Source organism: Liquorilactobacillus hordei DSM 19519 (assembly GCF_019443985.1).
Classification (GTDB): domain Bacteria; phylum Bacillota; class Bacilli; order Lactobacillales; family Lactobacillaceae; genus Liquorilactobacillus; species Liquorilactobacillus hordei.
On record NZ_CP049303.1, the window covers coordinates 1,368,572 to 1,384,101 of the forward strand.

The following is a 15,530-nucleotide window of genomic DNA, read 5'->3' on the forward strand; positions in this document are numbered from 1 at the left end:
GATATTCAAAAAAGTGTTGTTTAATAATTATTTTAAGGAGTGTATTAGTTATGATTAAGAACAATGAAAATAAAGAACAAGCAAAAGCATATATTAGTCAATTAATGATGATTTTTAAAAATTATCAACAAAAATCTCCTGAATTGCTTGATATTATTGATGTATTAGAACAAGTTTATAAAAGGCTTGATGATGCTAAAAAGCCTGAAATACTAGTTAATAGATTAGTTAATTATATTCGTAGTAATTCCTTGAAAGGAAAAATATATTATCCGACTAAGGAAGAAAAAATAATTATTAATCTAGCATTTATTGGTCAAAAAGCTGGTTTTAATAGTCAATATAATGCAGATTTTTCAGATAAGTCCCAATTTTATCATTTCAATGAAGTGATTCCTTACCATAATAGATAAGAAGTGTGAAAATATTGATTACTAAATGATATCATAATCTTAAATAATAGATGATGGAAAATTATTTTTTAATAATGTTGTGTTTTTTCTGTTAATTCAGTTGGAGGTTGAAATGAATTTTCTGTTTTTAGCTACAGGTCTGATGTTTGTATTTTTGGTTAGTTGGTTTGCAAGTAGTGATCGGAAGAATGTAAAGTACAAAAGAATAGTGATCTTATTTTTATTACAAATTATAATTTCTTTTCTATCATTACATACTGCAGGTGGAATTAAAATTTTATCTGAGATTTCAGCATTTTTTAATTGGTTAATGACCCAAGCTGCCGGTGGGGTTGATTTCGTTTTTGGTGGATTAATGATCAAGAGTGGTAGCAGCGTATTCTTCTTGAGCGTATTAATGCCTATTGTTTTTATTTCTGCTTTGATTGGAATTTTGAACTATATTAAAGTTCTACCATTCATAATTAAGTGGACGGGTTGGATTCTTAACAAGGTTACGCATGTAGGTGAGTTAGAGAGTTATTTTGCTGTTTCAACAGCAATTTTGGGACAGCCAGAAGTTTATTTAACTGTTAAAGAACAAATTCCAAAACTCAATTCAAAAAGGCTCTATACAATCTGTGCTTCTGCAATGAGTGCGGTCTCAGCATCACTGATTGCTTCTTATATGAAAATGATTCCCGGAAAATTTGTGGTAGTTGCTGTTTTCTTGAATATTTTGTCCGCATTAATTGTTTCGTGCATTATAAATCCATATGAGATTGATGAGAATGAAACAATTAAGATTGATTCAATTAGTGAACAACCATTTTTTGAAGTTCTTGGAAACTATATAACGGATGGTTTTAAGCTAGCAGTTGCGGTTGGTGCAATGCTGATTGGATTTGTAGCTTTGATCACTTTTTTGAATAATTCATTTTTAGCTGTAATTCATATCTCCTTTACTACGATCCTAGGATACATCTTCTCGCCGATTGCATGGTTGATGGGTGTGTCAAACAAGGATATTATTAAGGTTGGTGGTTTAATGGCTACTAAGTTATTAACCAATGAATTTGTAGCAATGGGTGACCTACAAGGAATGACGGCTCATTTGTCAACTAAAGCAAATGCAATTATCTCTTCATATTTGGTCTCTTTTGCTAATTTTGGAACCATTGGTATTGCAACCGGCTCGATTAAAGCAATCAGCCAAAAGCAGGGTACCTACGTGGCAAAATTCTCAATGAAACTTTTATTAGGAGCAACACTTGCTTCAATTTTAACAGGAACAATTGTTGGCTTATATTATTAATTGAGGGAGTGTGACACAAGTGAAGTGCCTTACAAAACTTGGACATGTAAATCAAGTTTTGGAGGTGCTTTTTTGACACGTAATTATACCTACAGCTTTAAGTTGAAAGTAGTTAAAGAATATTTAAATGGTGAAAATTCACTCCACACACTGTGTCTGAAATATAAGATGCCGAGTGATACTCCATTAGTAATTTGGGTGTCGCGTTATAAAGCTTTTGGCCCTACCGGTCTTAAACAGCTTAAACGCCGACACTATTCTAATGATTTCAAGGTAGCGGTTATTACCTATTACTTGAACCATTCTACCAGTATTCAAAAAACAGCCATCCACTTTGATATCAGCCACACAGTCGTTTATAATTGGCTTAAATTAATGCGGCAATTTGGAATTAAAGCCGTAATTTCATCTAAGATAGGACGACCCAAGATGGTTAAGAAAAAGAAAGAAACATCCAAGAAAAAGACCGAACAACAGTTAATAGAGAGACAACAAAAACAAATCAGACATTTAGAACAGGAACTTTCCTATACTAAAATTGAGAATGTTTATCTAAAAAAATTGGATGCCGTAATTCGAAACAAAAAATAGCACTAAAAGTTAAAACAATTAACGAATTACGGCGTGATTATCCCTTTATTACGCTCTTAAAAGTTGCGGGACTTGCGCGTTCGACGTATTACTATCATTTAGCTTGTCTAAACCGGCCTGATAAATATCGTCAGGTTAAACAAATTATTCGGCAAGAATTTGCCCGCTCTCATCAAACTTATGGTTATCGTCGCATGAGATTTGTTTTAAAACAGCATCATGTTAAACTTTGTCTAGAAACTGTTCGTAAAATTATGTTCTCTATGGGTCTGAAAGTTACTCTTTTTTCAAAACATTCTGGGCGGTACAACTCATATCATGGTCATGTTGGACAGGTGGTACCTAACTTGCTCAAGCAACAATTCAAGGCCCATAAACCATATACTGTTTTGCATACTGACGTCAGTCAGTTTAAACTTACGTGTGGAAAATGGGGTTATATTTCGACAGTTATTGATGAGGCTAGTAATGAAGTTTTAGCCGCTAAAGTTAGTTCAACACCCAATCGTGTTTTAATCGATCAAACCCTTGAGACAGTCATTAAAAAGATTCCCGCAACAACTAAACCAATTCTACACTCTGATCAAGGATGGCAATATCAAATGACCAATTATCAAGCTAAACTAAGACATCATCATTTCATTCAAAGCATGTCTCGTAAGGGAAATTGTTTAGACAATGCCCCAGTTGAGAGCTTTTTCAGTATGCTTAAACGTGAATGTTTAAGGCGCATTAAGGTTACTTCGCTCAGTGAACTAAGTACATTAGTGGAACATTATGTTGCTTGGTATAATAACCAGCGAATTTCACTTAAGCGTCACGGATTAACTCCAGTCGAATATCGTAAACAGTATCTAACTAATAATTAAAACAAACATGTCCAACTTTTTTAAGGCAGTACAAAGTCGAGAAAATTTGAGTACTAACTCGAAATTACGAATATAGCGGGTAATTCGCTATGAGTAATTCGAAGTTAGACGGAGAATTTTGACTTATGAAACACGTTTATACGGAATAAATAGAGGAACTGAATCAAAATTTAACTTTTGACCCAGCCACATATATCCGCAATTTATTAATATGAACACTCTAAGATTAGTTCTGATCTTAATTGGTGAAAATCAGTTAATATCAGAGCTTTTTTCATTGAAGATTAAGCTAATCATGACTTGTAGTCTTTTTATTTATTTTATAGAGTATACTTCTTTTATTATCACTTAAAAGGAGTTCGCTAATGGAGGATCTAAGGTTATAATTAATCAGTGATATTTAAACAAATTAGTAAAGAGGGTATATGATGAATAAACGTCTCATTAACTTTTTATTCAAAATCGACAATATTACAGAACATTGGAAATCTCTTTTAATAATACGCAAGTCAATTACAATTTTGTTTCCGTTCATTTTGGTGGGTGTATATGTTGAATTGATAAGCGATGCCGTTTTTCATAAACATGGATTCTTGAATAATATTTACCACATTAATCAGTGGTTACCAGGATTTAAAATTTTTTCTAGATACTTCACAATATTAGATTTGAGTATAAATGGGGTAATTTCTATTGCGTTAACTTTTCTAATAGCTGAAATTACGATACAAAGAACATCCAAAAATGAACTGGTTGCGGGCGTGACAGCTGCCTTTTCATTTATGATAATGAATTTTAATAGGGGAATTTTGGGACATACGAGCAATCATGAAACTAGCTGGTTCTTGGAAGGAAACCTAGGTTACAGTGGTATTTTTATTGCAATAATTGTTGGTCTAGTTACTGGATGGATATTTAATCATTTTGCAGTCTCAAATACAGATAAGGGTACGGGTAGAGAAGGCCTTTTTGAGCAAAGATTGTCACTTGCAACACAAATTCACAAAACGCTAAAACCAGCTCTGATAACTTTAGCCTTTTTTGGAGTTTTTAGTTGTATAGTGAGTTTCTTAATTAAATTAAGTGCTAACGGGTTATTATCCAACCCATTAGAATTTTCATTTACGGGATATAGCTTGGTATTGGGTTCCGCAATCTTATCATTAATGTTGAATAATTTTATCTGGTTACTTGGGTTAATTGGTTACTTTGACTTTAATAACATTAATTCAAGTAATATGGTCCAAAATTTAGAATATGCGATTCAACACGGATCTTCTTGGGGCGCCCCGAATCCAATATCACTTCATACTTTGGTTGATAGTTTTGCTAATATTGGTGGTCCAGGAATGGCGTTGTCGCTTTTCATTGCAATAATCTGGCGTTCACGTGATAAAGATATCCAAATAATTGGAAAAACTAGTCTCTTACCAAGTATTTTCAATGTTAATCAGTCGCCTTTAGTAGGAATTGCATTATTATATGATCCATTGTTAATCATCCCTTTCATATGTACACCGATGGTTAGTATTATTATTACTTGGTCTGCACTAAAATTGAACTTTATGCCACCTTCAGTGTATCCAGTTAGTGAAACAACTCCCGGTTTTTTAGCAGGTTGGCTTGGAACAGGCGGAACATGGCAAGCATTTTTGATTAGTATTATAAATCTTTTGGCTGCAGTTGCACTTTATCTACCTTTTGTTTTACTGCATAATTACTTTGAAAGTATGCGCAAAGGAGGAGCAACTAATGAAGTTTAAGTGGCTTTTTTGGGGAGTCGGTGTACTTGCATTGTTAGCAATATGTATTCCGGCCTATAATTGGAATCACAATAATATTGCTCGTTTGAGGAACTCTGGTAAAACTCAAATGGCACCAATTATTATGGTTCCGGGTTCAAGTGCAACTAAAAATCGTTTTGATAGTTTAATTAGTGAATTAGGACATGAGGCACCAAAAAATCATAGTGTATTGAAGATGGTAGTTAAAAAGGATGGTAAAATTACCACCACAGGAACAATTCAACATAATGATAATCAGCCATTTATCGTTGTCAGCTTTGAAAATAATAAAGACGGTAAAGTTAATATCGATAAACAAGCTGTTTGGCTAAGCAGTGCTTTTAAACAGTTGGTGCGAACGTATCATTTTAACCATTTTTCTGCCCTGGGGCATTCTAATGGTGGTTTGATACTGACCTTATTTCTTGAAAAATATCTCAAAAAAACACCTTCTGTCAGGATTGACAAGTTAATGACAATTGCTAGTCCATATAATATGGAAGAAAAAAGTACGACGTATAAAACAGCGATGTTTAAAGAACTATATACTTATCTCGAAGGACTCCCAGAATCATTGGTTATGTATTCAATTGCTGGGACCGAAAATTATAATGGGGATGGGACAGTCCCGTACAATAGTGTCAATTTTGCTAAGTATATTTTTCAAGATCAGATTAAGAATTTTACCGAAATCACTGTTACTGGTGCTAACACAGCGCATTCTGATTTACCACAAAACAAGCAGATTGTGTCTTTGATTGGACAATACATTTTGAGAGAAGACTTCTCTAGAAAAATGGGTCAAATGCAAAGAAAGTAATTTCTTAAAAAGGAGTAAAAATGACATATAAAGTTGATTTTAAAAATATTGAAATAGCTGGTTTGGAAAGTTCTCCGTTGGCTGTCTCACTAGCTGGACTTCGGGCTAATGAGGCCCGTTATTTTTGGAATAAATATAAATTCGAATATATCGTTTATCCAGCAAACGAGAAGAATAAAGAAATTCAGTGGTTGAATAATCTTTTGAAAGAAGAGAGAAACTTAGAATTTGGATCACCTATTTTAGAAGTTATGATTTATGAGGACGAAAATATATATTGGCCCGAATTTATTTATCAAAATGGAATGATTATTAATGTACTCTATGAGAAAAATGAAAATAAACCCAAAAGAGCAGTTGGATTGAAACTTTGTGAGAACATGGAAGTCCCAGATGAATTGCAAGATAAATTTAAATTTGCACGGCAACGGTCAAAGTTAGCTGGAACAATTCGCGGAAGTTATTTTAAATTAAGAAATAAATGGCTTTAGATTTTGATTTAGTAGTTTATTTGTAATGAATAAATGTGTTTCACAAATTCGAGTCAGCAATCGAAATTCTCCCAACTTGTGTTACATTCTAATTGGGTGAGAATATGCGAAGTACAGCGAAATTACTTGTGCTACTTAAAACTGGATATCAAAGAATATTAAAAGATAATTTAGTAGGTATATATCTTCATGGTTCATTTGTTCTAGGGTCATTTAACGAAGCAATTAGCGATTTGGACTATCTGGTTGTTACTTATAAACCTCTTTCTTTGGTTGAGTAGGAAAAGCTTATGAAATATACAATTGATAATTTATGGTCAGTGGCTCCAGCAAAAGGATTGGAGTTTCATGTTGTTTTACTGGAGAATACATTAAATTTTAACGAACCTGTACCTTTTGAACTGCATTTTTCTAAACAACATTATGAAGCCTATCTTGATGACCCTAAGGGATACGTGAATAAAATGCATGGATCAGATCCGGATTTGACTGCACATTTGATGATTGTCACAAAAGTTGGAAAAGTTTTAATTGGAAAATCAATCAAAAAAGTGTTTTGTCAAATCCCAAGTTCAGCTTACTGGAATAGCATTTTATATGATATTTCAAGTGCTAAGTCTATGATCGTGGAACATCCTATGTACACAACACTAAATCTCTGTCGGGCACTTGTTTATAAGAAAGAGTCTGTAATTGATTCAAAACTCTCAGGAGGTCAATGGGGATTAAAGAAACTTCCTGCAAGATATCGTAAGATTGTGAAGAAAGCCCTAGTTGAATATACTTCAAGTGGTATGACTAAGAAATGTAAAGAAAAGTATGACGAGCTAGTTTTGATTGAATTTGCAGAATATATGTTGAACAAAATTAATGAATAAAAGGTGCAGTGAAGAATATACAAAGATAAAAATTCAATCATTGCTTAATTTTTCATTGATCGCTTCTCATAGTTAAGATTATCAGAATAGATTACAATTACTTTAAAGTTGAGGTGTTATTATGCAACAATTGGTCAATAATAATTTAATTCACTATGAAATAATAGGAACAGGGGTACCAGTTGTTTTTCTTCATGGGTTATGTTTGGATCTGAATTCTATGGAATATCAATATGAACCTGCGTTTACGGGGAAAAATTATCAGAGAATTTATGTTGACCTTCCTGGTATGGGAAAAAGCCAGTCTTTCTATGATGTTCAGCCATCTGGTGATTATTTGATAGAATTAATTATAAAGTTTCTTGATGCAATTAAAATTAATAATTTCTATCTTTGCGGACATTCCTATGGAGGATATTTAAGTTTAGGAATTGCTCATAAATATTCTGAACGTGTAAAAGGCTTATTCCTAACGTGTCCGGTGGTAACTGCAAATTCCAATCAAAGAATTATTGAAACACACATTAACATCCAAAAAGATGGGTTTGAAGTTCCAGATAACGAATATACAGAAGATTTTATCGGGATGAATGTTATGATTAATGAAGTTTCATGGCAAAAATATGTAACTGAGGTCGTTCCTGGGCTTAAAAACTGTGATTTTAAATTTATTAAAAATTTGCAAGCTGATAATTTTTATCATTATGAATTTAAAAATGAACATGAACTAAAAAAATGGGAATCTGACATTCCTACTTTTCTTTTACTAGGTAAACATGATCAAATTGTTGGGTTTAAAGAACAAGTAAGTATGGCGCACAATTTTAATAGATGTGATCTATTAATCTTAGAACAACTTACCAATTGATCAGCCTAAAATGTTGGAGAACTGCATTGATTATTTCTTTGACTAAAAGATTTTAGAGTTATGGAATCATTTTTTAAAATTATTAGCGAGACAGCGAGGAATATTTGATGGAATTAAAAAAAATGAATTTAAAAGATTATGAAAAATATATTGTGGGAACCATTAAGGAATATGCTTCTGAAAAAGTGAAGGCAGGTACATGGCCCGCTGATGAAGCAACAAAATTGGCTGAAGAAGAGTATAGTCGTTTGCTTCCAGATGGTCTAGACACAAAAGAAAACTATTTTTATACTTTCAATGTCGAGCAAAATACAATAGGCTATCTGTGGTTAGCTAAGAACAAAGTAAATCCCGAAGATGCCTTTATTTATGATTTTGCAGTTGAACCTGAATTTCAAAACAAGGGATTTGGTACCCAAGCAATGGGTGAAATTTTCATAGCGGCAAAGGCATTGGGCTTTAAGAAAATTGGATTACACGTTTTTGGTAAAAATGAACGAGCAATACATGTTTATAATAAGCTTGGTTTTATTCCAACAGATATTACTATGAGTCGTGATCTATAAAAGATTGTATGGCTAGTTAAGCTTGATATTTTTATAAAAATTTTATTACAGCTACTTGATACACTTCAAATGATACAATTATTCATAGTTTTAAGAGCTATTTTATTCTTCTAATGATATTAAAATTGGTAAATATAATTTTCTATTAATAAAAGTATTGGTTTAAAAATAGACTTTTTTGTCTAATTTTTAAATCAATACTTTTTACTGCATTATTATAATTTTTTGCAAGAAAAGTGATAAAGTTAATTTTTTTTGAACTGACTTTAGTTAGTATGAAAAAAGTACAATCAATAATTGGATCTGTGCTAAAAGTTAAATTTTGAACCAACCTAATTATTTTGTATAAACGTGTTCTGTAAGCCAAAATTCTCTAGCTACTTCAAATTACTCATGGCAAAGAACTCGCTATGTTCGTAATTTCTAGTTAGTACTCAAACCTTCCGACTTTGTACTGCTTTTTTTCTTCGATCTGTCCATAGTGCAATGGGAGATGAAATTAAAACAAGTAAGGAACCTAAAATATAGGTATGACCAAACGCATTACTAAGTTTTTGTTGTTTTTCGTGCCTGATATTATTAAATACTTTAATTAAAGCTTGCTTCTGGGATAATAACTTTATTGAGGTTAAAACCTGTTGCTGCTTTTTTGATACTATAGTTGTTGTTGCATTAAGCTTTGCGGAGTTTAAAACAAATGGAGTAAGCTCAATGTTCTTTTTACTAATGGTATTTAATTCATCATTTAGTGCAACCGATCTTTTAGTAGTTGTAACTGTTGCTTCATTAATTTTTAATTCAGCTTGATATAATTTTCCATAGTTTGAATTAGGTTTAGGTATAGGCAATTCTTTTGTTGATTTAGCTGCATCTATAAGCTTTTCTTTCAACTTTTTTTGCCTATTTTTAGTAGCAATTGTTGTTGAACTTGTATCGGCAAACATTTTGGCTAATTCAGTGTGTACAGTTGTTTTCACCTTTGTTGATGGTTGTTGTTTATCTATGAATTGAAGTGAATTGAGCTTAATCTCATTTTTAGCGGAAGTCACATTTGCATCTAATACGGTTACTAGAATTGCAACTCCTAGGCAGGTTCCAATTTGACGTGCAGCATTTACAATTCCTGAACCAATTCCACTCTTATTTTGAGGTAGATATTTTACGGAAGCCACCAGGGATACGCAAGAGAGTCCAAAGCCAATACCATTTAAAATTATGAAGACAACCATTATTTGTTTAGGAGTATCAACCTTAATAAATGATAATAAAAATAGGCTAGCTGCCATGATGATTAGTCCTGATAAAGTAACAGGAATTGCTCCTACTTTTTCAAATAATTTAGTTCCTAGAGGCATCGCTATTACGATAGTTAATGAAATAGGCATAATTATTAGTGCTGAAGTTAACGCGGAATAATTCAAGACATCTTGTAAAAAATAATTAAAAATCAACATTGGACAGATCAAGGCAAAACCCGTGATGAAATAAACGAGACTGGAAGCAGTCAGTGTTATTTCTCGAGATAAGTCTAATTCTAAGAGTGGATTTTTTATTTTGTGTTCTACAAGAATAAAAATAACGAGTGAAATAAAGCCACCAGCTAGACAACTTAATATTAAAATCGAATTCCATCCATACTGCCTTCCTTCTAACATACCAAAGGTTAGTGTACTTAAACCAAGTGTCAGAAGAATGGTTCCCAATATATCAATTTTACCTGCTAATGTTTCGTCATAAGACTCAGTTACCCAAATTGAAATGATGATAAAAGAAATAATGGTTAGAGGGATATTAATCCCAAAAACTTCACGCCACGAAGCATATTCAAGAATTATTCCTCCGATTGGTGGTCCACTCGCAGCAGCTAAGGCAGTCACAGCTCCAACAATACTAGCAATCTTAGCCGTATTCTTTTTCCCGAAAATTTCAATACCCATAGGTAAAACAATCGGAGTAATAATAGCACCACCAATGCCTTGAAAAAAACGAAAGGTAACTAATTCTATTAAAGAATGTGAAATCATACACGCTGCAGAAAAAATACCAAATAATGCTAAACCTAGCAGCATTATTTTTTTTCTTCCATAGCGATCCGCAATTTTTGATCCAGTAATCATAAAAACTGCGAGAGTGAGCGTATAGATAGTTGAAACCCAGCTAACACTGGTAATGCTCGTATCGAAATGGGACATGATTTTAGGCAAGGCAATATTTACAATCGTACTGTCTAATGTTCCCATAAACATTGCAATTGTTAAACCAACAAAACTTATAACTTTGACACCTTTTGACATAAATTTCCTCCTTTCGGTAACACTTGATTCTAAAGGTGACAAATGTTACCTTTGACTTAGTCTATAATATAATTAAAGAAAGGGTAAAACAATAGAATTTAAGCAAAAGAAACAAATTCAATATATTTGTAACCTATTCTATTTTAAGGAGGAAAATTTTATGAGTGGGAAGGAAAGAATGATCGAACAATCAAAACAATGGTTAAGTGAGTCATTAATTGAATTGATGAAATCTGAAGATTTTCAGGATATTTCAATCACTGAGATTGCGCAGCAAGCTGAACTATCACGAAAAACTTTTTATCACTCCTTCAAAAATAAAGAAGCATTGGTCAATTATTTTTGTGACAAATTATTTGACTCGTACTTCCAACGATTAATGAAGCAGGTCCCAAGTCCGGGAGTCACAATGCTCGATAATACATTAGACATATTTTTAAATTTCTGGTGGGAGCAAAAAGATATTATTAGACTGTTGATTAATCAAGGCCTTTTTGATCATATGAATGAAATTTGGCAGCAAAAGGCAATTCCAAGATATAATGAGTTTGCTGCTCCTTGGCATGTAAATGGCAGTGCAAAAAATGTGGCGTATGTAATGGCATTTCAACTAGGCGGGTTTACTAATATTTTGCGAGTATGGTTGAGTCAAGACGAGCCTGAATCACCAACTGAAATTAAGAAGATCATGATAGGTGCAATTCAGCAATTAGCAGATAGTATTAAGTAATTAAAAACCAAATGTTCAAAAATTATAATTTAAGTAGCTGTAACCTATGTACGATACCAATCTCAAAAAATTTTATATCGCGGGTTCTTTTAGGTATGTTTCGCTGATAAATGAGTTGTCTGCTAGATTAGAAAGTTTAGGTTTTACTAGAACTTATGACTGGACAAAAAATGGAAAAGCAGATAGTTTTGAGAAACTTTCGAAGATTGCCAACAAAGAATATAAAGGTATAAGGGACTGTGACTTTTTAATTTTTTTATTTCCAGGAGGAAAGGGTGCAAATGTTGAATTTGGGATTGCTACAGCCCTCAAAAAGAAAATTTATTTATTAGACTTAACTAATGAAATTCAAGACTTTGAGAAAACCAGCACATTTTATTATTTAGATAATGTTTATCGTTTTGCAGGTAATGTTGATGATTTTCCAAAATTTATTGAAGTGCAAGAAGTAAAAGTTGACTAACTATATGAAAATAAATAATTTCAAAGTTAATGTAAAAAAAAGCCCTAAAGAAAAGCAAGGTTAAGAAAAAAGTAATCTTCTTTAGAAGATTTTACGACAAAAAATAAACATACTTCATCTTTTAAAAATACTTTATTCATTGGTTGTTAGTATGATAGGAGTAATAAATAATTGAGGAAGGTGAAATTTATGTTAGTTAATTATCGATTTTACTTACCTGTTATAACAATTACACCTATCAAAATAGGGATATTTTTTCTAATGTGTGCTCTTATTTATTGGTCACATACTTCATTTCCTAAGATAAATAAGCGTAATCTTTTAAAGAGTTTATTTACTTTCTATCTGTTTTGTGTGGCACAGTTAACCATCAGTATTAATATATATACACCTCGAACATACATTGAGATGCTGCGTTCGGCTAATGGGTTTGGATATTTTGAGGCTATTGAATGGCATCCACTGGAAATGTATAAAACAATCTACACGGCTGCTTCACAATATACGATTGTTGGAAATTTGGTAATGCTTATCCCATTAACATTATTTATTTCACTTCTATGGGAAGATAAAGCAACCTTCAAGAAAATGTTTACTATTTCGTTTTTAACTTCGCTAACTATTGAAACTTCACAATTATTGTTATCTTATATTTATCTGGAACATCGTCTTTTTGATCTCAACGATTTATTACAAAATACGTTAGGCGGATTGATTGGTTTTGTTATTTTTATTGGTATACGAAAAATAGTTCCAAATCTTGTTAGTCAAAGAAAATTGACGGCGAAAATATAGAATAGTTTAATAAAAAAACTTCGGAGAGGATAATCTTCTCCGAAGTTTTTTATTTACTAATCTAATATATACTTTTGACAAATTGGTATACAAAATTATTGACCCAAGCTAGATTTATTGAACATAGCGTTAATAACATTTTTGTTCTAATAAATATTCTGACAGTCTTTATATAGTGGAACTTACATTACAAAGACATCCAGAATGCATACAATTTTTTAATGATTCGGGTACCTTTCTTATTCATATTAAAGTATTCCATTCGTTTGCTGGAAAACTAGTTATTTTTTATCTCCAACCAGCTAAAAGGGCTTTAATTCCCATTAAGAATTGTTCTTCACTAGTAAATTGTTTATCTTGGAGTGATGCTAGAAGATTGGACAGTAGCTGTGATTCATTTTGCAAGTCCTTCATCAAGGAAGAATTGACTTGACCACCTTGCTCGGGTTCAATCGCTTCTGCCCAAACAAATCCTAGGGTATATGCAGTTAATGAATTAATCAAAAAAACAGTTGTTGGCTTAATAACTAAACCATTTTCTTTTAATTTAACCAAAATATTTTCTACTAACATAAATTCTGATTTAGTTACTAAGGGATGAGTTGAAATCAAAGGTAGCGCATTGGGATGTTTTAGCAGTGTTTCGCGTAAATGACTCATGATAACGATAATTTGTTCTTGCCAATCGTTGTAAATCGAATTCTTTTTTTCCAATAAAGCAGTTTGCCAAATCCATTCAACCAAGCCATCAAAAAGGGCACCCTGATTAGGAAAATAACGATAAACAGCCATTGGTGAGACATTCATATCTTGTCCTAATCTGCGCATCGAAAACTTTTGAAGCCCCGATTGATCTATAAGCTTAAGTGTAATGTTTAAGATGTAAGCCTTGCTAAGTGTTTCTTTCGTAGGTTTGGCAGAATTCATGCTAGTTATTTCCTTCTTTCAATGGTTGAAAATGAAATCCAATTAGTGATAATAAACAAAAAATAAGTGTCATGGACCATAGAATACTTAGATGCGGAACAATTGTAGCAAAATTACCATGATCCAAGCTAATTTTCTTGATAGCCAAAAGTCCCCAGTAGGCGGGATCAATTCGAGCCAAAACTTTTGCCCATCGAGGAAATGAAGTAACTGGTGACAGACTTCCACCCAATCCAGCCATTAAAATACCTAGTAAATTAGATAAAGATAGTGCAATGGCAGAGGATTTTGACCAACTGACAAGCATAATTCCAAAAAAAGTCAGCGTTGCAGCAAATGAAATAATAATCATGACAAAAGCAAACCAATTCCCATTAATTCGGAATTTAAAGACTAGGACGCTGATAAGAATTACCGTGCCGAGTTGGAAAACTTGAATTAAATATGCTACAACGGCCTTTCCAGTTATTATTTCCGTTAAAGAAGTAGCTGAAATTTGTTGTCTGTCCCATGTATTCCAAATAGTTTCATCAAAGAACATTTGAATTATTAGTTGGATTGAAAAGAACGAAAAGAGAATTGTCAGCCCTGGAATAACTTGCTCAGCGCCATTAGTGTGGATATATCCTTCAGCGTTTAACTGTATTTTTGCCGCTGGTAACATAAAGGGGGCCATAATTAGTGGAACAAGAATCATAATAAATTGTACCGTAGGATCTGCAAATTGCAAATGACTATTTAATTTTATTACTGCAAACAACTGCTTAATTTTCATTTGAAATACTCTTTTCTAATAATGTTTGATAAGCAGATTCTAAGTCTGCTTTTATAATTTTGATATTCATTAAGGGAGTCTGATTGATTTGGGGATTGTTAAGTAACTCTTTTAAAATAGTTATACACTGTTTATTACTATTTAAATTTGTCAACTTCAAATGATTATCTTCTTTTTTCCATCCTTTTAAAGAAGGAATTGCTTTTTCAAAGTAGAGCTCTAATGATGGCCTTGCATAAATTTGCAGAATTTCCTCTAAACTTCCAGTAGCTTGAATTGCACCATTATTAAGAAAAATAATTTTTGCATTAAGTGCTTCCATCTCTTGTAGATAGTGGGTGGTATAAATAAAATTCATACCTTGCTTACTTAACATTTTAATTGCATGAATAATTTGATTGCGCGAATTAACATCTGCACCAACGGTTGGTTCGTCAAGAAAAATAATTTTTGCATGACTCATTAGAGCAATTGCAGAATGGAGACGTCTTTTTTGACCACCGCTCAAGTCAGCTGCTTTTTTGTTTTTTAAATCGTTTAAATTGAAGATTGAGGAGACATACAGATATTTTTCTTCAATTTGTGCAGATGATAAACCATTAATGGCACCAAAATTTTGTAAATTTTGTTTGATGGTTAATTGTGGGTAAATTCCTAATTCTTGTGGAGCAATTCCAAGATATTTTCTTAAGCTATGCTTATTCTTAAGTAACGATTTCTCCAATATTTCAACCTCACCATTATCTGGTAAGAGCAAACCAGTCATAATTTTGATGAGTGTTGATTTTCCTGCGCCATTTGGTCCCAATAAACCAATAATTTCTCCCTTTTTAATTTCCAGGTCGATATTTTTTAAAACAGGATGTTGATTAAATTCTTTACAAATTTTAGTTAACTTAATTGCAGTTGTCATTATTTCCTCCTTAGTTTACTTTGTAACCCTTGTTTACATTGTAAACTAAAAGAGAAAAA

At 32.4% G+C, this 15,530-nt stretch carries 18 protein-coding genes; 14 read left to right on the top strand and 4 right to left on the bottom strand.

All coding sequences use genetic code 11. The features are described from left to right. Positions 1 to 50: 50 nt before the first annotated feature. From G6O70_RS07830 to G6O70_RS07875, 11 genes are all read left to right on the top strand, one after another. Complete coding sequence (locus G6O70_RS07830; protein WP_057869935.1) at positions 51 to 413, top strand: bacteriocin immunity protein; 363 nt, start codon at positions 51 to 53, stop codon at positions 411 to 413. A 112-nt stretch (positions 414 to 525) separates the two neighbouring features. Then, positions 526 to 1,707, top strand: coding sequence for a NupC/NupG family nucleoside CNT transporter (locus tag G6O70_RS07835; protein ID WP_057869934.1), 1,182 nt, complete (start codon positions 526 to 528; stop codon positions 1,705 to 1,707). A 72-nt stretch (positions 1,708 to 1,779) separates the two neighbouring features. After that, positions 1,780 to 2,298 (top strand): helix-turn-helix domain-containing protein, encoded by a 519-nt coding sequence (locus G6O70_RS07840; protein ID WP_219934263.1) that lies wholly within the window; start codon positions 1,780 to 1,782, stop codon positions 2,296 to 2,298. A 47-nt stretch (positions 2,299 to 2,345) separates the two neighbouring features. Beyond that, positions 2,346 to 3,167, top strand: coding sequence for an IS3 family transposase (locus G6O70_RS07845; protein WP_258236165.1), 822 nt, complete (start codon positions 2,346 to 2,348; stop codon positions 3,165 to 3,167). Between the two features lie 425 nt (positions 3,168 to 3,592). Next, entirely contained in the window at positions 3,593 to 4,930 is a 1,338-nt protein-coding gene (locus G6O70_RS07850) for a PTS transporter subunit EIIC (protein ID WP_258236130.1), read from the top strand. Further along, on the top strand, positions 4,920 to 5,771 hold the full coding sequence (locus G6O70_RS07855) for an alpha/beta hydrolase (protein WP_057870116.1): 852 nt from the start codon (positions 4,920 to 4,922) through the stop codon (positions 5,769 to 5,771). The genes G6O70_RS07850 and G6O70_RS07855 overlap by 11 nt, the downstream gene beginning before the upstream one ends. Positions 5,772 to 5,791: 20 nt before the next feature. Continuing rightward, positions 5,792 to 6,262 carry a hypothetical protein gene (locus tag G6O70_RS07860; RefSeq protein WP_057870115.1) on the top strand — a complete coding sequence of 157 codons (471 nt, stop codon included), beginning with the start codon at positions 5,792 to 5,794 and terminating at the stop codon, positions 6,260 to 6,262. Positions 6,263 to 6,366: 104 nt separating this feature from the next. After that, entirely contained in the window at positions 6,367 to 6,543 is a 177-nt protein-coding gene (locus tag G6O70_RS12225; RefSeq protein WP_223388876.1) for a nucleotidyltransferase domain-containing protein, read from the top strand. Positions 6,544 to 6,552: 9 nt separating this feature from the next. Continuing rightward, on the top strand, positions 6,553 to 7,140 hold the full coding sequence (locus G6O70_RS07865) for a DUF4111 domain-containing protein (RefSeq protein WP_233419181.1): 588 nt from the start codon (positions 6,553 to 6,555) through the stop codon (positions 7,138 to 7,140). A 121-nt stretch (positions 7,141 to 7,261) separates the two neighbouring features. Beyond that, a complete protein-coding gene (locus G6O70_RS07870) occupies positions 7,262 to 8,008 on the top strand; it encodes an alpha/beta hydrolase (protein WP_233419180.1) in 747 nt (248 codons plus the stop codon). Positions 8,009 to 8,115: 107 nt separating this feature from the next. Next, a complete protein-coding gene (locus G6O70_RS07875; RefSeq protein WP_057870114.1) occupies positions 8,116 to 8,574 on the top strand; it encodes a GNAT family N-acetyltransferase in 459 nt (152 codons plus the stop codon). 434 nt (positions 8,575 to 9,008) lie between these two features. Here G6O70_RS07875 and G6O70_RS07880 read toward each other — a convergent pair whose 3' ends face one another. After that, positions 9,009 to 10,868: an MDR family MFS transporter gene (locus tag G6O70_RS07880; protein WP_057870113.1), complete on the bottom strand. Its 1,860-nt coding sequence runs from the start codon at positions 10,866 to 10,868 to the stop codon at positions 9,009 to 9,011. Positions 10,869 to 11,028: 160 nt separating this feature from the next. Between G6O70_RS07880 and G6O70_RS07885 the strand changes: the two genes are divergently transcribed. The 3 genes from G6O70_RS07885 (at position 11,029) to G6O70_RS07895 (ending at position 12,856) form a co-directional block, all read left to right on the top strand. Continuing rightward, positions 11,029 to 11,598 (top strand): TetR/AcrR family transcriptional regulator, encoded by a 570-nt coding sequence (locus G6O70_RS07885; protein ID WP_057870112.1) that lies wholly within the window; start codon positions 11,029 to 11,031, stop codon positions 11,596 to 11,598. A 46-nt stretch (positions 11,599 to 11,644) separates the two neighbouring features. Next, complete coding sequence (locus G6O70_RS07890; protein ID WP_057870111.1) at positions 11,645 to 12,061, top strand: nucleoside 2-deoxyribosyltransferase; 417 nt, start codon at positions 11,645 to 11,647, stop codon at positions 12,059 to 12,061. Positions 12,062 to 12,250: 189 nt separating this feature from the next. After that, positions 12,251 to 12,856, top strand: coding sequence for a VanZ family protein (locus G6O70_RS07895; protein ID WP_057870110.1), 606 nt, complete (start codon positions 12,251 to 12,253; stop codon positions 12,854 to 12,856). 288 nt (positions 12,857 to 13,144) lie between these two features. Here G6O70_RS07895 and G6O70_RS07900 read toward each other — a convergent pair whose 3' ends face one another. The 3 genes from G6O70_RS07900 to G6O70_RS07910 are packed head-to-tail and all read right to left on the bottom strand — an operon-like array spanning position 13,145 to position 15,471. Continuing rightward, positions 13,145 to 13,783, bottom strand: coding sequence for a TetR/AcrR family transcriptional regulator (locus G6O70_RS07900; protein ID WP_057870109.1), 639 nt, complete (start codon positions 13,781 to 13,783; stop codon positions 13,145 to 13,147). A 1-nt stretch (position 13,784) separates the two neighbouring features. Further along, positions 13,785 to 14,558: an ABC transporter permease gene (locus G6O70_RS07905; RefSeq protein WP_057870108.1), complete on the bottom strand. Its 774-nt coding sequence runs from the start codon at positions 14,556 to 14,558 to the stop codon at positions 13,785 to 13,787. Further along, entirely contained in the window at positions 14,548 to 15,471 is a 924-nt protein-coding gene (locus tag G6O70_RS07910; RefSeq protein ID WP_057870107.1) for an ABC transporter ATP-binding protein, read from the bottom strand. Before G6O70_RS07910 ends, G6O70_RS07905 begins: the two co-directional genes overlap by 11 nt. Positions 15,472 to 15,530: the final 59 nt, after the last annotated feature.

Excerpts from the sequence above, each read along its gene's own strand:
- G6O70_RS07830 (WP_057869935.1), top strand. The coding sequence starts at position 51 with ATGATTAAGAACAATGAAAATAAAGAACAAGCAAAAGCATATATTAGT.
- G6O70_RS07900 (WP_057870109.1), bottom strand. The coding sequence starts at position 13,783 with ATGAATTCTGCCAAACCTACGAAAGAAACACTTAGCAAGGCTTACATC.
- G6O70_RS07890 (WP_057870111.1), top strand. The coding sequence starts at position 11,645 with ATGTACGATACCAATCTCAAAAAATTTTATATCGCGGGTTCTTTTAGG.
- G6O70_RS07880 (WP_057870113.1), bottom strand. The coding sequence starts at position 10,868 with ATGTCAAAAGGTGTCAAAGTTATAAGTTTTGTTGGTTTAACAATTGCA.
- G6O70_RS07855 (WP_057870116.1), top strand. The coding sequence starts at position 4,920 with ATGAAGTTTAAGTGGCTTTTTTGGGGAGTCGGTGTACTTGCATTGTTA.
- G6O70_RS07895 (WP_057870110.1), top strand. The coding sequence starts at position 12,251 with ATGTTAGTTAATTATCGATTTTACTTACCTGTTATAACAATTACACCT.
- G6O70_RS07905 (WP_057870108.1), bottom strand. The coding sequence starts at position 14,558 with ATGAAAATTAAGCAGTTGTTTGCAGTAATAAAATTAAATAGTCATTTG.
- G6O70_RS07865 (WP_233419181.1), top strand. The coding sequence starts at position 6,553 with ATGAAATATACAATTGATAATTTATGGTCAGTGGCTCCAGCAAAAGGA.
- G6O70_RS07875 (WP_057870114.1), top strand. The coding sequence starts at position 8,116 with ATGGAATTAAAAAAAATGAATTTAAAAGATTATGAAAAATATATTGTG.
- G6O70_RS07885 (WP_057870112.1), top strand. The coding sequence starts at position 11,029 with ATGAGTGGGAAGGAAAGAATGATCGAACAATCAAAACAATGGTTAAGT.
- G6O70_RS12225 (WP_223388876.1), top strand. The coding sequence starts at position 6,367 with ATGCGAAGTACAGCGAAATTACTTGTGCTACTTAAAACTGGATATCAA.
- G6O70_RS07835 (WP_057869934.1), top strand. The coding sequence starts at position 526 with ATGAATTTTCTGTTTTTAGCTACAGGTCTGATGTTTGTATTTTTGGTT.
- G6O70_RS07870 (WP_233419180.1), top strand. The coding sequence starts at position 7,262 with ATGCAACAATTGGTCAATAATAATTTAATTCACTATGAAATAATAGGA.
- G6O70_RS07910 (WP_057870107.1), bottom strand. The coding sequence starts at position 15,471 with ATGACAACTGCAATTAAGTTAACTAAAATTTGTAAAGAATTTAATCAA.
- G6O70_RS07850 (WP_258236130.1), top strand. The coding sequence starts at position 3,593 with ATGATGAATAAACGTCTCATTAACTTTTTATTCAAAATCGACAATATT.
- G6O70_RS07860 (WP_057870115.1), top strand. The coding sequence starts at position 5,792 with ATGACATATAAAGTTGATTTTAAAAATATTGAAATAGCTGGTTTGGAA.